Origin of the sequence: Rubrivivax rivuli (genome assembly GCF_004016505.1) — a bacterium.
In the GTDB taxonomy this organism is placed as follows: Bacteria; Pseudomonadota; Gammaproteobacteria; order Burkholderiales; family Burkholderiaceae_C; genus Rubrivivax; species Rubrivivax rivuli.
In genome coordinates this window covers 491,177-506,367 of record NZ_SACR01000004.1, presented here as the reverse complement: position 1 = coordinate 506,367, position 15,191 = coordinate 491,177, and the positions used below count along the sequence as shown (strand labels likewise).

Sequence of the window (15,191 nt, the reverse complement as noted above, 5' to 3'; positions counted from 1 at the left end):
CCCGCAGCCCCTGCGCCGCACTCGCGCGCCGGTCTGCCCCCTCTTCCGCACCCATCACCAAGGACCATGTGACCATGGCGCAATACGTCTTCACCATGAACCGCGTCGGCAAGATCGTGCCGCCGAAGCGGCAGATCCTGAAGAACATCACCCTGTCCTTCTTCCCCGGCGCCAAGATCGGCGTGCTGGGCGTCAACGGCTCGGGCAAGAGCACGCTGCTGAAGATCATGGCCGGCATCGACAAGGAGATCGAAGGCGAAGCCGTGCCCATGCCCGGCCTGAACATCGGCTACCTGCCGCAGGAACCGCTGCTGCCGCCCGAACAGACCGTGCGCGAGGTGGTGGAGCAAGGCGTGGGCGGCGTCATCGCGGCCAAGAAGCGGCTGGACGAGGTCTACGCCGAGTACGCCGACGAGAACGCCGATTTCGACAAGCTCGCCGCCGAGCAGGCCGAGCTGGAGGCCATCATCGCCGCCGCCGGCAGCGAGAACACCGACCTGCAGCTGGAACTGGCCGCCGACGCGCTGCGCCTGCCGCCCTGGGACGCCAAGATCGGCCTGCTCTCGGGCGGCGAGAAGCGCCGCGTGGCGCTGTGCCGCCTGCTGCTGAGCAAGCCCGACATGCTGCTGCTCGACGAGCCCACCAACCACCTGGACGCCGAAAGCGTGGAGTGGCTGGAGCACTTCCTGCAGCGTTTCCCGGGCACCGTGGTGGCCATCACCCACGACCGCTACTTCCTCGACAACGCGGCCGAATGGATCCTTGAACTCGACCGTGGCGCCGGCATCCCCTGGAAGGGCAACTACTCCGAATGGCTCGACCAGAAGGAAAAGCGCCTGGAGCAGGAGCAGAAGAGCGAAGACGCGCGCATGAAGGCGATGAAGGAGGAACTGAAGTGGGTTCGCTCCAACGCCAAGGCCCGCCAGACCAAGAGCAAGGCCCGCCTGGCGCGCTTCGAGGAGCTGAGCGACGTCGAATACCAGCAGCGCAACGTCACGAACGAGATCTTCATCCCCGTGGCCGAGCGCCTGGGCAATGAAGTCATCGAGTTCGACAACGTCAGCAAGAGCTTCGGCGACCGCCTGCTCATCGACAAGCTGAGCTTCAAGGTGCCGCCCGGTGCCATCGTCGGCATCATCGGCCCCAACGGCGCCGGCAAGTCCACGCTCTTCCGCATGCTGCAAGGCGTGGAGCAGCCCGACAGCGGCCAGGTCAAGATCGGCAAGACCGCGCAACTGGCCTTCGTCGACCAGAGCCGCGAAAGCCTGGACGCCGACAAGACCGTGTGGGAAGACGTCTCCGGCGGCCTGGACAACATCGTCGTCGGCAAGTTCGTGATGCCCTCGCGCGCCTACCTCGGCCGCTTCAACTTCAAGGGCAACGACCAGCAGAAGATGGTGGGCAGCCTCTCCGGGGGTGAGCGCGGCCGCCTGCACCTGGCCAAGACCCTGGCCAAGGGCGGCAACGTGCTGATGCTGGACGAGCCGTCGAACGACCTGGACGTGGAAACCCTGCGCGCGCTGGAAGAGGCGCTGCTGGAGTTTGCGGGCAGCGCCATGGTCATCAGCCACGACCGCTGGTTCCTTGACCGCATCTGCACGCACATCCTCGCCTGCGAGGGCGACAGCCAATGGTTCTTCTACAACGGCAACTACCAGGAGTACGAAGCCGACAAGAAGAAGCGCCTGGGTGAAGAAGGCGCGCGGCCCAAGCGCGTGCGCTTCAAGCCCATCCGCTGAGAGCGTGATGGCCTGCCGCCAGCCCCCTGGGGCGGCGGCAGCGCGGTGGCGGGCTTTGGCCCACAATGAACCGTCACCCTCCTGGCGCCCGGCGCCCGCAGCTTCCATGCGCATCCGCCCCCTGACCCGCCGCGCCGCCCTGAGCGCGGCCTCGACCGTCTTGCTCGGCGCCTGCGCGCAGCTGCCCACCGGCGAAGCGCCTGGCGGCCAGGCCGCGGCGGCCAGCGCTGCCGCTTCGGCCGCCAAGGCGCCGGCGCCCGCCGCCGCCACCACCGCACCGGCCACGGCAGCGGCACCGACCAACGCGGCGGCTCCCGGCCCTGCGGCCAGTGCAGCCAACGGCGGCACCGCGCGCCTGGCCCTGCCAGCGGCCCTGGGCGCGCCACCCGGCAGCGCCCCGGGCCCCATGGCCGGGGGCCCGCCGAGCGGCCCGCCGCCCTTTGCCACCGTGATCAAGGACGCGCGCCGCATCGACGGCCCGCTGGTGTTCTGGCAGAAGGACGACAAGGTCTGGATCGAGTTGCTGCCGGCGCAGTTCGGCAAGCTGTTCCTGCTCTCGCCCAAGATCAAGAGCGGCATCGGCGAGGCCTTCGTGCTCGGCGGCCTGATGGCGCTGCCCTTCAACGGCACGGGCGGCGCCCAGGTGGTGGAGTTCGTGCGCGTGCACAACCAGGTGCGCCTGCAGGCGCGCAACACCGAGGTGCTTGCCGCTGCGGGCACGCCCGAGGCGCGGGCCGTGGCCGACAGCTACTCCAACAGCCTGCTGGCCTCGGTGCCCGTGGGCAGCCAGCCCCACCCCGACCGCAAGAGCGTGCTGGTGGAGGCCAACCCCATCTTCCTGGGCGACATGATCGGCATCGGCGCCATGCTGCAGCGCGGCCTGCGCCAAGGCTACGGCCTGGACCGCGGCAACACGCTTATCACCGCCGTGCGCGGTTCTGCCGTGGCCACCACGGTGGAAACGCAGGCGCACTACTTCACCGGCGGCGTGTCTTCGGCACCGCAGGGTCTGATGCCGGGCATGCCGGTCCCGCAGATCCCGCGCTACCTGCCCGACGCGCGCAGCATGCTCGTGAGCCTGAGCTACTCGCTGGCGCCACTGCCTGAAATGCCGATGAAGGCCCGCCGCGCCGACCCTCGCGTGGGCCTCTTCACCACCACCGTGCTCGACTTCAGCGACGAGCTCGCGCGCACCCCGCGCCAGCGCTTCGTCACGCGCTGGCGCCTGGAGAAGAAGGACCCCGAGGCGGCACTGTCCGACCCCGTCAAGCCCATCACCTTCTGGATCGACCGCAACGTGCCGCTGGCCTGGCGCGAGACCACGCGCGCGGCCATCCTCGAGTGGAACAAGGCCTTCGAGAAGATCGGCTTCCGCGATGCCATCAAGGTGGAGCAGCAGCCCGACGACGCAAAGTTCGACACGCTCGACTACGGCTACGCCTCGGTGCGCTGGATGATGAACGCCGAGCCGGCCTTCGGTGCCATCGGCCCATCCCACATCGACCCGCGCACTGGCGAGATCCTCGACGCCGACATCGCCTTCGAGGGCATGACCACGCGCGGCATCCGCGGCCTGCGCTCGCAGGTGCTGGGCGCTCCGCGCGCAGCCCTGTCGGCAGGCGCTGCGGCCGAGCCCGGCGCCGCCCAGGGCCTGCCGCCCGGCCACAGCTTCGCGCGCATCTTCGAGCCGCCCGCGGCGCTGGCCGACAGCGGCGCGCTGCCGCCGGAACTGGCGCGCTGCATGCACGGCGAATTCATGGCCGAGCAGGTGGGCTATGCCATGTCGGTGCTGGAAGCCCGCGGCGAGCTGGAGCCCGACAGCCCCGTGGCCCAGCAGTTCGTTCAAGACTACGTGAAAGAGGCGCTGATGCACGAGGTGGGTCACGCCCTCGGCCTGCGCCACAACTTCCGCGCCTCGCGCGCCTACACCGAGGCGCAGCTGGCCGACGCCGAGTTCACGCGCGCCTACGGCACCACCGGCTCGGTGATGGAATACAACGCGGTGAACCTGCCGCGCCCGGGCCAGAGCGGCGGCATGCCCTTCCAGACCACGCTGGGGCCTTACGACTACTGGGCCGTCGAGTACGCGTACAAGACGCTGCCGGCGGGCGCAAAGGCCGAAGACGAGAAGGCCGAGCTGCAGCGCATCGCCGAGCGCAGCAAGGATCCGCTGCTGGCCTTCGGCACGGACGAAGACGTGCTCTTCGGTCTCGACCCCGAGATCATCCAGGGCGACCTGGGTGCCGACCCGCTGGCCTTTGCCGCCAAGCGCCTGGAGATCGCGCGCGATCTCTTCAAGCGCCAGGAAACGCGCGAATTGCCGGCCGACCGCGACTACGCCGTGCTGCGCCGTTCGCTGAACTACGCGCTCAACGACGTGGCTCGTTCGCTGGGCGTGCTGGCGCGCCAGCTGGGCGGCGTGCGCACGCTGCGCGACTTCCCGGGCAGCGGGCGCGAGCCGCTGCAGCCCGTCAGCGGTGCGGTGCAGCGGCAATCGCTCGAGCTGATGAGCAAGGCCGCGCTGTCGGCTGAAGGGCTGAGCCTCACGCCGGCCCTGCAGCGGCGCCTGGCGCCTGATTTCCTGGACCGCGCCGAGCTCATCGGAGATGCCGGCGACTTCGTGCTGCCGCAGCGCCTGCTGGGCCTGCAGATGGCGGTGCTGAACTTCCTGATGAGCGACGGCCTGGCCGCGCGCGTGCAGGACAGCGCCACCAAGTTCGACAAACCCAGCGAGGCGCTGCAGCTGTCCGAGCTGTACCAGCGCCTGAGCGACGACGTCTGGAGCGAGCTGGGCACGGGCGGCATCAAGGGCGGCGTGATCCGCCCCGAGCGGCGTGAGCTGCAGCGGGGGCACGTCAACCGCCTGGCGGCCGCATTGCTGCGCCTGACGCCGCAGACCCGCGCCGATGCCCGCGGCCTCACCCGCCTGCACGCCAGGCGGCTGCTTTCTCGGCTGGAAGCGGCGCAGGGCCGCGGTGTGCGCGCCGACAGCGACACGGCCGTGCACCTGGCCGACAGCATCGACACCCTGCGCCAGGCGCTGGCCGCACCGATGCTGCGCCTGGGCCTCTAGCCGCGGCCCTGGCGTCACCGCGGCGACGCAGCCCCTGCGGAGCCGCTGCTTATGATCCGCGCGCCCTGCAGGCCCTGGCTTGCAGGGCGCTTTTGTTCACCACGGAGACTCCCATGCACGCCTGGCTCTGCACCACCCTCGACGGCGTCGACGCCCTCAGCTGGCAGGAACTGCCCACGCCCGAGCCGCAGGCCGGGCAGGTGCGCATCGCCATCCGCGCGGCGAGCCTGAACTTCCCTGACCTGCTGACCGTGCAGGGCAAGTACCAGGTCAAGCCGCCGCTGCCCTTCGCGCCGGGCTCGGAGTTCGCGGGCACGGTGGAGGCCGTGGGCGAAGGCGTGCGCCATCTCAAGCCGGGCATGGCGGTGGCCGCCATCGGCAGCCACGGCGGCTTTGCCACGCACGCCGTGGTGCCCGCCTCGGGCGTGCTGCCGCTGCCACCGGGCTTCGCGCTCGAGGACGGCGCGGCCTTTGCGTTCACCTACGGCACCTCGCACCACGCGCTGATCGACCGCGCGCAGCTGAAACCCGGCGAGACCGTGCTCGTGCTCGGCGCTGCCGGCGGCGTGGGCACCGCCGCGCTGCAGATCGCCAAGGCCTCCGGTGCGCGCGTGATCGCTGCCGCCTCCACCGACGAGAAGTGCCAGCGCTGCATCGAGCTGGGCGCCGATGCCACGCTGAACTACAGCCGCGAGAACGTGCGCGATGCGCTGAAGGCCCTCACCGACGGCCGAGGCCCCGATGTCGTCTACGACCCCGTGGGCGGCGACCTTGCCGAGCCCGTGTTCCGCAGCATCGCCTGGCGCGGCCGCTACCTCGTCGTCGGCTTTGCCGGCGGCGCCATCCCGGCGCTGCCCTGGAACCTGGCGCTGCTCAAGGGTGCCTCGGTGGTGGGCGTGTTCTGGGGCGACTTCGTGCGCCGCGAGCCCGCAGCCAGCCAGGCCGCGATGCTGCAACTGGCAGGCTGGTACGCCGCCGGGCAGATCAAGCCCGTGATCGACCAGACGCTGCCCATGAGCGAGCTGAAGGCCGCCTACGCCCGCATGGGCTCGCGCCAGGTGATGGGCAAACTGCTGCTCGTCAACGGTTGACCGAAGGAGCGCGGGCAACCCATAAGGGGGTCTCGAAACGGGTAGCACAAGCCCCCGTCCGCGCTAGGATTGCGGTCTTTCCCAGGTGGAGTCCGCCCCATGGCCGTCAAGGTGCTGATCCTCGAAGACAACCCGGTGGCGCGGAGCTTTCTGTGTCGTGTGGTGCGCGAGAGTTTCAGCGACGCCATCGTCATCACGGAAGCCGGCGATCTGGAGACGGCGCGCCGTCACATTTCGCTCACCGGCGGCTCGCAAGGGCTCCATGGCGTCGACCCCTTCAAGCTCATCATGGTCGACCTCGAGCTGCCCGACGGCAACGGCATGGAGTTGCTGTCGGAACTGGCGCACTACCCGGCCACCAAGATCGTCACCACGCTCTACAGCGACGACGACCACCTTTTCCCTGCACTGCAGTGCGGCGCCGACGGCTACCTGCTCAAGGAAGACCGCTTCGAGGTGCTGGTGGAAGAACTGCAGAAGATCGTGCGCGGCCAGCCGCCGCTGAGCCCGGCCATCGCACGCCGCCTGCTCACGCACTTCCGGCCCGGCGGCGGTGACACCACGGCCCCTGATTCGGGCTTCATGCCGCCGCCCTTCACCACCAGCCGGCCGGTGCCCATCGAGCGCAAGCCCGACCACGAGCGCCTCACCCCGCGCGAGAGCGAGGTGCTCACCTACCTGAGCAAGGGCTTCACCATCAAGGAAATCGCCAGCCTGATGGGCATCAAGTGGTTCACCGTCAACGACCACATCAAGTCCATCTACAAGAAGCTCAACGTGAGCAGCCGCGCCGAAGCCGCGGTGCTCGCCAGCAAGCAAGGCCTGGTGTGAGGTAAGGCGTGCCCTGCACGCCCGCCGCCCCAAGCCCGCCGCCCGAGCCGGGCCTCGACGACGAACAGCCCGTCTTCGGCTGGCGCCGCCAGGTGCTGGTGCTCGCTGCAGTGCTGGGTTGTCTGGCGGTGTTCGCCCTGGCCCGCTGGCTGGCAGCCACGCCCTACCTTGGTGGCGAGTGGACCGCCGGCGACAGCGGCAGCCTGCACCTGCGCATCGACGACGCACAAACGCTGCAGGTGGTGGCCGTCAGCGCACCGGGCCTGGCCCCGCAGCCGGTGGATGCGCTGCTGCTGCACCGCTCACCCCGCTGGCAGGTGGTGGATGCCGAAAGGCTGCGGCAAGTGCAGCAGCACGAGGCCCTCGCAACGCTGCTGGCCCGCCCCGGCGGCGTGCTGCAGCTGCACGGCCCCGATGGCCGCGTCACCGAGCGGCCCGTCGGCCCGCGCGGCTACGCCGGGCTCGGCTGGGCCTTCTGGCCGCTGAGCGGCCTGGCCTTGCTGGTCTACCTCTTTGCCGTGGTGCTGATGCTGGCCCGGCCGCAGCCGCGCAAGCTGCTCTTCCTGGTGATGGCGCTGTGCCAGGCCGGCAACCTGGTCTACATCGCGCTGGAGGGCACGCGCGGCCTGGGCTTGCCCATCGGGGCCCTGGCCTGCGATCTGCCGGTGCGCGCCACGCTGGACATCGCCAGCACGGCAGCGGCCGTGCACGCCTTCATCCTGCTCACGCACGCGCCGCGCTGGCAGGCCCTGCTGGCCTGGGGCCTGGTGCCGGCCTGGTGGGCGGCGGCAGCCACCCACGCGCTGCCGCTGTGGTGGCTGGCGCAGGCCGCCTGCCTAGGCCTGGGGGCCTGGGCCGTGGCCGTGGCCCACATCGGCCAGCGCCGCCAGGCCAACGCCCATGCGCTGGTGCTGCGGCGCCTGGCTGGCGCAGCCTGGCTCACGCTGGCGCTGGTGACCGCGGCGGTGGCCGGCGCCTCGGGGCCGGGGCCGGCCAGCGCCACCGTCGCAGCGGCGGCATCGGCCACCTGGTACCTGTTCGTCGCCTCGCTGCTGCTGCTCACCCCCTTCCTTGCCAGGCGGCGCCAGGTGCTGCGCGAGTTTTCGCTGCTGGCGGGCGTGAGCACCGTCGTCACCTCGCTCGACCTGCTCTTCGCCGCGGTCTTCTCGCTGAGCGACTTCGCTTCGCTGGCGGTGGCCGTCTTCATCGGCGTGGGCCTGTACGCCGCGGCGCGCCAGTGGGTGCTGCAGCACCTGGTGGGCACCAGCGTGCTGACCACCGAACGCACCTTCGAGCACCTGTACCGCGCCGCCCGCGAACTGCAGGCGCAGCCGCGCAGCCACCCGCAGTTGCTGGCGCGCCTGATGCGCGAACTGTTCGAACCGCTGGAGGTGCAGGTGGTCGACCGCGTGCCCGTGCGCGCGCGTCTGCTCGGCGGCGGTTCTGCGCTGGCCGTGCCGCTGCGGCCGGCGGATGACGATGCGCCGGGCTCGGGCCAACCCCTGCAAGGCCTGGTGCTGCGCCACGCGCGGCGAGGCCAGCGCCTCTTCACGCTGGAAGACGCCCGCCTGGCCGACCGCGTGGTGGAGCAGTTGCGCCGCGCCGTGGCCTACGACGCCGCGGTGGAGCGCGGCCGCGCCGAAGAGCGCCAGCGCATCGCGCAGGACCTGCACGACGACATCGGCGCGCGTCTGCTGACGCTGATGTACCAGGCCCAGAGCCGCGAGATGGAGGACTACATCCGCCACACGCTGCAGGACCTGAAGACGCTCACGCGCGGCCTGGCGGCCACCGAGCACCGCCTTTCGCATGCGGCCGCCGAGTGGAAGGCCGATCTCACCCAGCGCCTGAGCGTGGCCCAGGCCAGCCTGGGCTGGCACCTGCAGGTCGATCACGACCGGCCGCTGACCGTGGTGCAGTGGTCGGCCCTCACCCGCGTGCTGCGCGAACTGGTCAGCAACGCGCTCTTCCACGGCCACGCCACGCACGTGGAAGTGAGCCTGCAGCTCGAGGGCCCGGTGCTGCGCCTGCAGGTGGCCGACGACGGCCTCGGCCGCAACCCCGAGGGCTGGGCGCACGGGCTGGGCCTGGGCGGCGTGCGCAAGCGCGTGAAGCTGCTTGGCGGCGAGGTGGCCTGGTCCGAAAACGGCGAGCGCGGCATCGTCTGCACGGTGCGCGTGCCGGAGTTCGCCAGCCCCGCCTGAGCGCCGGGCTCCATCGGGAACTTCCCAGTGCCCGACGCGCAACCACGGTGTGCAAGCTGCCTCGATTTCAGGGGACAATACGCACTTCGCGTCGATCGGGGCCCGCCACCCCGGCAAACATCTGCTATGACAACTCGCCGCACGCCCACTGTTCCTGAGACCACCGCCGGCCCCAAACTGCGCCAGACGCAGGCCGAGTACACCGCCGCCCGCCCCAATGCCGAACCTGGCGTGCGGCCGATGATGTCCAGCTCGAAGATGTACGTGTGCATCCGCTGTCACGCCAACTTCAAGACCGGCGACGGCAAGCCCGATCCGCGTTTGCGCGGTCTGGGTCGTTGCAATACGTGTCTCGGTGTCACCGTTCCGGCGCCCTGACGCGTTGTAGTCTTTCCATTCCCCAACCACGGAGACTCCGTTCCATGTCGCAAAGCAACCGTCGCACCTTCCTGCTGCAAGTGGCCGCCGCCGGCACCGCCCTGGCCGCCACCACGCAAGCGCAGGCCCAGGCCAAGCTCGATGAAAAGGATCCGCAGGCCGTGGGTCTGGGCTACGTGCACGACACCAAGAAGGCCGACACCAAGAAGTACCCCAAGCACACCAACGACCAGAAGTGCAGCAACTGCGCGCTGTTCCAAGGCAAGGCGGCTGACGCCTGGGGTGGCTGCCCGCTGTTCGGCGCCAAGCAGGTGGCCGGTGGCGGCTGGTGCAGCGCCTGGGCCAAGAAGGCCTGAGGCCCGACCGGCTTCCAGACGGAACGGCCCCTCGGGGCCGTTTTTTCATGGCCGCTGCAAACGCAGCAGCACCTCTTCGGCCACCGCCATGGCCGAGGTGAGCCCGGGCGACTCGACGCCGAACAGGTTCACGAGACCCGCCACGCCATGCTGCGCCGGGCCGTCGATGCGGAAATCGGGCGCCTGCTCGCCCGGCCCGTGGATCTTGGGCCGCACGCCGCTGTAGGCCGGCTGCAGGGCGCCTGCCGGCAGGCCTGGCCAGTAGCGGCGGATGGCGGCCTCGAAGGGCGCGGCGCGTGCGGGGTCGACGGCATAGTCCAGGCCTTCAGGGCTGTCGGCGTCCAGCCATTCGAGGTCGGGGCCGAAGCGGGCCTGGCCGCCGAGGTCAATCGTCAGATGCACGCCGAGCCAGGCATCCACCGGCGCCGGGTAGATGAGATGGCGGAAAGGCGAACGCCCGGCCAAGGCGAAGTAGCTGCCCTTGGCATAACGTGGCCGCGGCACGTGCGCCGCGTCCAGCCCTTCGAAGCGCCGCGCCAGCGTGCAGGCATGCAGCCCGGCGGCATTGACGACGATGCCGGCCTCCAGTTCCGAGATCTCGCCCTGCGACCCGCCGCTGCGCACCCGCAGCACGGCCGGCGCGCCCGTCTCGAAGCGCGCGCCGAGCACTTCCGATTGCAAGGCCACCGCGCCGCCCGCGGCCTCCAGTTCGGCCTGCAGCGCCAGCATGTAGGCGTGGCTGTCGACGATGCCGGTGCTGGGCGACCACAGCGCGGCCGTGCAGGCCAGTTCGGGCTCCAGCGCCTGCGCCTGCTCGGCGCTCCAGCGCTCCACGAGCACGCCGTTGGCAGTGGCCACCGTGGCCAGGCGGTCGAGCGCGGCGTGCTGGGCGGCTTCGGTGGCCACCACCAGCTTGCCGCAGCGGCGGTGCGGCACGCCCTGGCGCTCGCACAGCGCATAGAGCAGTGCCTTGCCGCGCACGCACAGCCGCGCCTTCAGCGAGCCCGGCATGTAGTAGAGGCCCGCGTGCACCACCTCGCTGTTGCGCGAGCTGACACCCTGGCCGATGCCCGAAGCGGCTTCCACCACGACGGTCTCGCGCCCGGCCTGGGCCAGTGCCCGGCCCACCGCCAGCCCCACGGCGCCAGCGCCGATGACCACCGCACCCACCCGATCCACGCCACGCCCTCCCGTGTGCTGAGCCGGGTGGATTCTGCAGGGTGCCCGGGCCGTGGCCCGGGTCGTGTCAAACGATCACTTGAAGCTGTACTGCAGGCTGGCGTAGAAGCTGCGGCCGCGCGGATCGCCGTAGGTCGGGTCCCAGGTCACCTGGAAGTAGCGCGACTGGTTGGTGAAGGGCGGTGCGGTGTCCAGCAGGTTCAGCACGCCGGCACGCAGGCGCATCTGCTTGCTGAGCCGCCAGCTGCCGCTCAGGTCCCACAGCGAGTAGGCCTCGACGTCGCGGTTGTTCCACTCGGGTGCGGCCAGGCCCTCGACGTTCTGGTCGCGGTAGCCGGACATGTAGGTGTTGGTCAGCGTCAGGCCGAAGGGGCCGCGGTCCCAGTCGATGCTGAGCTTGTGGCGCCAGCGCTGCACGGCCTTGTCGTCGCGGAAACGTCCCAGCCCGTCCACCAGCGGCGAACGCGGGTCGGTGGAGAACTTGTACTCGGTCACCAGCGTGCCGTTCAGGCTGGCGCCAAAGCGGCCGATGGCGCTCTCTTCGCCGCTGTAGCGCAGCGCCACGTCCAGGCCTGAAGTGTTCAGCTGGCCGCGGTTCTCTTTCTTCACCGTGATGACGTTGACGAAGCCGCCGCCGCCGCGCGCCACGATGGCCGGGTCGTTGTAGTAGACCGGGTTGCTGAAGATGGTCTCTTCGCCGATCTCCGAGATGATGTCGGTCTTGCGGATCGTCCAGTAGTCGACGCTGCCGCCCCAGTTGCGCGAAGGCTCGAAGGCCAGGCCGACGCTGAACTGCTTGGACTTCTCGGGCTTCAGCTCGGGGTTGGAGAAGCGGTCCACCGGCAGCTGGCCGATCTCACCCGAGACCGGGTCGCGCACGAAGCTGGCGGTGATGCCGGCACGCACCGGGCGGAACATCTCCGAGATCGACGGCGCGCGGAAGCCGGTGCCGTAGGAGGCGCGTGCCAGCAGCGTGCGGTCGGGGCGGAAGCTCAGGCCCAGTTTGGGGTTGGTGCTGTCGAGCTTGGGCGAGGTGGTGTTGGTGGCGGCGTTGAACACGCCGTCGTAGCGGTCGTGGCGCATCGCGAACTGCAGTTCCCACTGCTTCGTCACCGGGGCCACGACTTCGGCGTAGGCGCCCATCACCTTGCGGCTGTGGTCGGTGTCGGCCAGCAGCGCGCCGGAGGTCGAACGGTCCCCCACCACGTCGTTGCTCTTGAGCACGTCGGTGGCGCGGAACTGCGTCTCTTCACGGCGGATTTCGGCGCCCACGGCCAGCACCAGGTCCCCCCCGGCCAGTGACATCAGCGCGCGCGAGAGCTTGCCGTCCAGGCTGGTGCTGGTGCCCTCGGAGATGCGGGCCGCCCCGGTAAGCTGGATCGAGTCCATGAAGGCCTTGCCGCTGGGGGTGGGCAGCACGAAGGGGTTGTAGGCCCCGCTGGCCATGCCGGCGCGCAGGCGGGTGTTCGAGACCCAGCCAGAGAGGTTCGCGTCGGTGGCCTTGTTGGTGCTGCGGTTGAGCGCGGTCTCGTAGTCCCAGTCGCCCAGCACGCCGCTGGCACCCAGAACCAGGCGGGTGGCTTCGCTCTCGACGCGGCTGGTGCGCTTGCCGGCGTCAGACAGGCGGAAGCGGAAGGCCACCGGTGTGGTGATGCCGGTGACGGCCTGCAGCGAAGCCGGCAGCGTGATGCCCGCGCTGGCGGCGATGTTGCCCGAGGTGGCCGGCGATGCGGCGTAGTCGGTCTCGGTCTTGCTGAACAGCGCTTCCAGGAAGACCTGGTGGTTGGGGCTCGCCTGGAAGGTGGCACGGCCCACCACGCTGGCCTTTTCCGACTTCGGATAGATCTCGGTGTCGCCCATGTAGTTGTAGGCGCAGCCCTCGGTGCCGCCGAGCGAACTGGGCGTCACCGAATTCGGGTTGGCACCGCCCGTGCAGCTGGACTTCGCGAAGTTCACGCGCCGCGCCGAGCTGCCCGGCACCACCGGCTGCCAGCTGCCGTTGGGCCCGCTGCCCTTCAGCGCGGTGGTCGGGTTGGCGGCCACGAAGGCGTTCAGCGCATTGAGCTGCGCGACCGTGAGGTCGACGTTGGCCGGGAAGGGGTTGCTCGAGAGCTGCGGCCCCAGCCGGCCGGGCAGGTCGTACTCCCGGATGAAGTCGCGCTGGCCGGAGTTCAGCGGATCGAGCTTCTGCAGGTCGACGGTGGCGAAGACGTTGAAGCGGTCCTTGAAAATGTCGCCGAAGCCGGCCGAGGCGCTGATGCTCTTCTTGCCGGCGCCGCCTTCCTGCGTGCCCAGGGCGTAGAGGTTCAGCTCGCCGCCCTGGTAATCCTTGCGCGTGATGAAGTTGATCACGCCGCCCATGGCGTCGGTGCCGTAGAGGGCCGAGGCGCCGTCCTTCAGCACTTCCACGCGCTGGAGGGCACCGGCCGGGATGTTGTTGAGGTCCACGCCGGCGTTGTCGCCCGGGCTGGCGAAGTTCGCCAGGCGGCGGCCGTTCAGCAGCACCAGCGTGCTGCTCACGCCCAGGCCACGCAGGTTGGCGCCGTTGAAGCCGCGTTGCGCGCCGGCCTGGTCGCTGATGCTGGCGCCATCGGTCAGGCCGCCGACGTTGCTGCTGAGCTTCTGCAGCAACTCGGCGGCGGTGGTGACGCCGATCTTCGCGATCTCGTCGCGGCTGATGGTCTCCACCGGCAGCGCGGTCTCGCCGGCCAGCCGCTTGATGCTGGACCCCGTGACCTCCACACGCTGCGGCGCAGCCGCCGTCTGGGCCTGGGCTTGAGCGCCCATCATGAGATGCAGGACAGCCCAGGCGCCAAAGGCGGCGGGGCGCAGGGAAAAGCGGGGGTTGCGGCGCATGGGGCAGGTGACTCCGGGTGGGGATGGTGTGCAGGGCAGCGCTTGCGGTGCTGCCCCTGCGGGTAGGGGCTCACGGTCGACTCTGGCAGCCTGCCGCGCCCTTGCAAACGGGGCCGGCCCGCGCGGGTCGCTTGGTCACAAGTCAGTGTCGCCTGCGGAGCAGTCGGCCCGCCGGGCGGCGTTGCGGGGATGCCAAGATCGCGGCCATGTCGCGGTTTTCCTGCTGGTTCCGGCCTTTCGGCCCTTCTGGGTGGCTGGCGTGCCTGTGCGCGCTGCTGTTGTGGGCCGCGCCGGCCGGGGCGCAGGCGCCAGCATCGGCAGCGCCGGCGCGCCCCGGCACGCTGGTGGTGCTGGGCGGCGCCTTGAAGGACGGCAACGACGCGCTCTGGCAAGCCATCGTGCAGGCCGCCGGGGGCCCGGGTGCGCTGGTGCTGGTGCTGCCCACCGCCTCGGGCGACCCCGAACGGTCCGCTCGCCTCACTGCCGAGCAGCTGCAGCGTCGCGGCGCGCGCACCGAGGTGCTGCCCATCGCGCCGCGCTGGCCCGGCAGCAGTGCAGAAGACGCCCGGGCGCGCGCGCACGATCCACAGTGGGTGGCTCGTGTGCAGGCCGCCGGCGGCGTGTTCATGACCGGCGGCGAGCAAGACCGCCTGATGCAGGCGCTGCGCCCCGAGGGCCGCGAAACCCCGCTGCTGCGCGCCCTGCGCGAGCTGCACGCACGCGGTGGCGTGATCGCCGGCACCAGCGCTGGTGCGGCCGTGATGAGCGAGACCGCCCTGCGCGAGCTGGACGATGCTTTCGATGCGCTGCTGCGCCCCTTGACGGCGCAAGAGCTCGGCCTGGGCTTCGGCCTCGCACCGCACGACGTGGTGACCGACCAGCACTTCCTCAAGCGCGGGCGCGTGGCGCGACTGGTGCGCGTGCTGCTGCAAAGCGGCCGGCCGCTCGGCCTGGGGGTGGAAGAAGACAGCGCGGCGCTGATCCGCGCCGGCGTGGCCGAGGCGCTGGGGACGCGCGGCCTGCTGGTGGTGGACACGAGCCAGGCCGTGGTGGAGCAGGCAGCGCCGCTGCGCGTGCGTGCGCTGCGCGTGAGCTATGTCGACCGCGGCGACCGCTACGACCTGCACGCACGCCGCCTGCTGCCACCGGCCACGCGCCAGCCGCTGACACTGGGCTCGGCCGAGGGCCGCGCAGGCTTCTTCGGCGACGTGCTCGGCGACAACATCGTGGTCGGCGTGATGGCGCGCGCGGCCGAGGGCCCGGGCCGTGCGGCGTTGGGCCTGGCCTGGCGGCTGCACCAGCCCACGGCCTTCGAGTGGCGCTTCAGCGCCGACGAACACACCCGCGCCTGGGGCGGCCCCACGCGCGACGACCACAGCATCGAAGCCCTGCGCCTGGACATCCGCCCGGTGCGCCTGGCGCAGCCGGTCTACGAAGGCGCGCCCACGCCAGCCACGCCCCGCGCCGGGCCTTCGCCACGCTGA

At 70.7% G+C, this 15,191-nt stretch carries 10 protein-coding genes; 8 read left to right on the top strand and 2 right to left on the bottom strand.

What is annotated here, in order from left to right:
* The first annotated feature begins 74 nt into the window (after positions 1-74).
* From ettA to EOE66_RS14590, 7 genes are all read left to right on the top strand, one after another.
* On the top strand, positions 75-1,739 hold the full coding sequence (ettA, locus tag EOE66_RS14620; RefSeq protein ID WP_128229456.1) for an energy-dependent translational throttle protein EttA: 1,665 nt from the start codon (positions 75-77) through the stop codon (positions 1,737-1,739).
* 106 nt (positions 1,740-1,845) lie between these two features.
* Positions 1,846-4,812 (top strand): zinc-dependent metalloprotease, encoded by a 2,967-nt coding sequence (locus tag EOE66_RS14615; RefSeq protein WP_128229455.1) that lies wholly within the window; start codon positions 1,846-1,848, stop codon positions 4,810-4,812.
* A gap of 113 nt (positions 4,813-4,925) precedes the next feature.
* Positions 4,926-5,903 (top strand): NADPH:quinone oxidoreductase family protein, encoded by a 978-nt coding sequence (locus EOE66_RS14610; protein ID WP_128229454.1) that lies wholly within the window; start codon positions 4,926-4,928, stop codon positions 5,901-5,903.
* Positions 5,904-6,002: 99 nt separating this feature from the next.
* Complete coding sequence (locus tag EOE66_RS14605) at positions 6,003-6,734, top strand: LuxR C-terminal-related transcriptional regulator (protein WP_128229453.1); 732 nt, start codon at positions 6,003-6,005, stop codon at positions 6,732-6,734.
* Positions 6,735-6,742: 8 nt separating this feature from the next.
* Positions 6,743-8,938, top strand: a complete 2,196-nt coding sequence (locus EOE66_RS14600) for a sensor histidine kinase (protein ID WP_128229452.1) — start codon at positions 6,743-6,745, stop codon at positions 8,936-8,938.
* A gap of 126 nt (positions 8,939-9,064) precedes the next feature.
* Positions 9,065-9,316 (top strand): hypothetical protein, encoded by a 252-nt coding sequence (locus EOE66_RS14595; RefSeq protein ID WP_128229451.1) that lies wholly within the window; start codon positions 9,065-9,067, stop codon positions 9,314-9,316.
* Between the two features lie 44 nt (positions 9,317-9,360).
* Complete coding sequence (locus tag EOE66_RS14590) at positions 9,361-9,672, top strand: high-potential iron-sulfur protein (RefSeq protein ID WP_128229450.1); 312 nt, start codon at positions 9,361-9,363, stop codon at positions 9,670-9,672.
* A gap of 45 nt (positions 9,673-9,717) precedes the next feature.
* Here EOE66_RS14590 and EOE66_RS14585 read toward each other — a convergent pair whose 3' ends face one another.
* Both EOE66_RS14585 and EOE66_RS14580 read right to left on the bottom strand, forming a co-directional pair.
* Positions 9,718-10,851, bottom strand: coding sequence for an NAD(P)/FAD-dependent oxidoreductase (locus EOE66_RS14585; protein ID WP_128229449.1), 1,134 nt, complete (start codon positions 10,849-10,851; stop codon positions 9,718-9,720).
* A 75-nt stretch (positions 10,852-10,926) separates the two neighbouring features.
* Positions 10,927-13,707 carry a TonB-dependent receptor gene (locus EOE66_RS14580; protein WP_128229448.1) on the bottom strand — a complete coding sequence of 927 codons (2,781 nt, stop codon included), beginning with the start codon at positions 13,705-13,707 and terminating at the stop codon, positions 10,927-10,929.
* 206 nt (positions 13,708-13,913) lie between these two features.
* On the opposite strand from EOE66_RS14580, the gene EOE66_RS14575 reads away from it, so the two are divergent.
* On the top strand, positions 13,914-15,191 hold the full coding sequence (locus tag EOE66_RS14575) for a cyanophycinase (RefSeq protein ID WP_164885118.1): 1,278 nt from the start codon (positions 13,914-13,916) through the stop codon (positions 15,189-15,191).

Bases quoted from the DNA above. Each gene is read 5' to 3' on its own strand.
- ettA (WP_128229456.1), top strand. From the start codon at position 75: ATGGCGCAATACGTCTTCACCATGAACCGCGTCGGCAAGATCGTGCCG.
- EOE66_RS14615 (WP_128229455.1), top strand. From the start codon at position 1,846: ATGCGCATCCGCCCCCTGACCCGCCGCGCCGCCCTGAGCGCGGCCTCG.
- EOE66_RS14610 (WP_128229454.1), top strand. From the start codon at position 4,926: ATGCACGCCTGGCTCTGCACCACCCTCGACGGCGTCGACGCCCTCAGC.
- EOE66_RS14605 (WP_128229453.1), top strand. From the start codon at position 6,003: ATGGCCGTCAAGGTGCTGATCCTCGAAGACAACCCGGTGGCGCGGAGC.
- EOE66_RS14595 (WP_128229451.1), top strand. From the start codon at position 9,065: ATGACAACTCGCCGCACGCCCACTGTTCCTGAGACCACCGCCGGCCCC.
- EOE66_RS14590 (WP_128229450.1), top strand. From the start codon at position 9,361: ATGTCGCAAAGCAACCGTCGCACCTTCCTGCTGCAAGTGGCCGCCGCC.
- EOE66_RS14580 (WP_128229448.1), bottom strand. From the start codon at position 13,707: ATGCGCCGCAACCCCCGCTTTTCCCTGCGCCCCGCCGCCTTTGGCGCC.
- EOE66_RS14575 (WP_164885118.1), top strand. From the start codon at position 13,914: ATGTCGCGGTTTTCCTGCTGGTTCCGGCCTTTCGGCCCTTCTGGGTGG.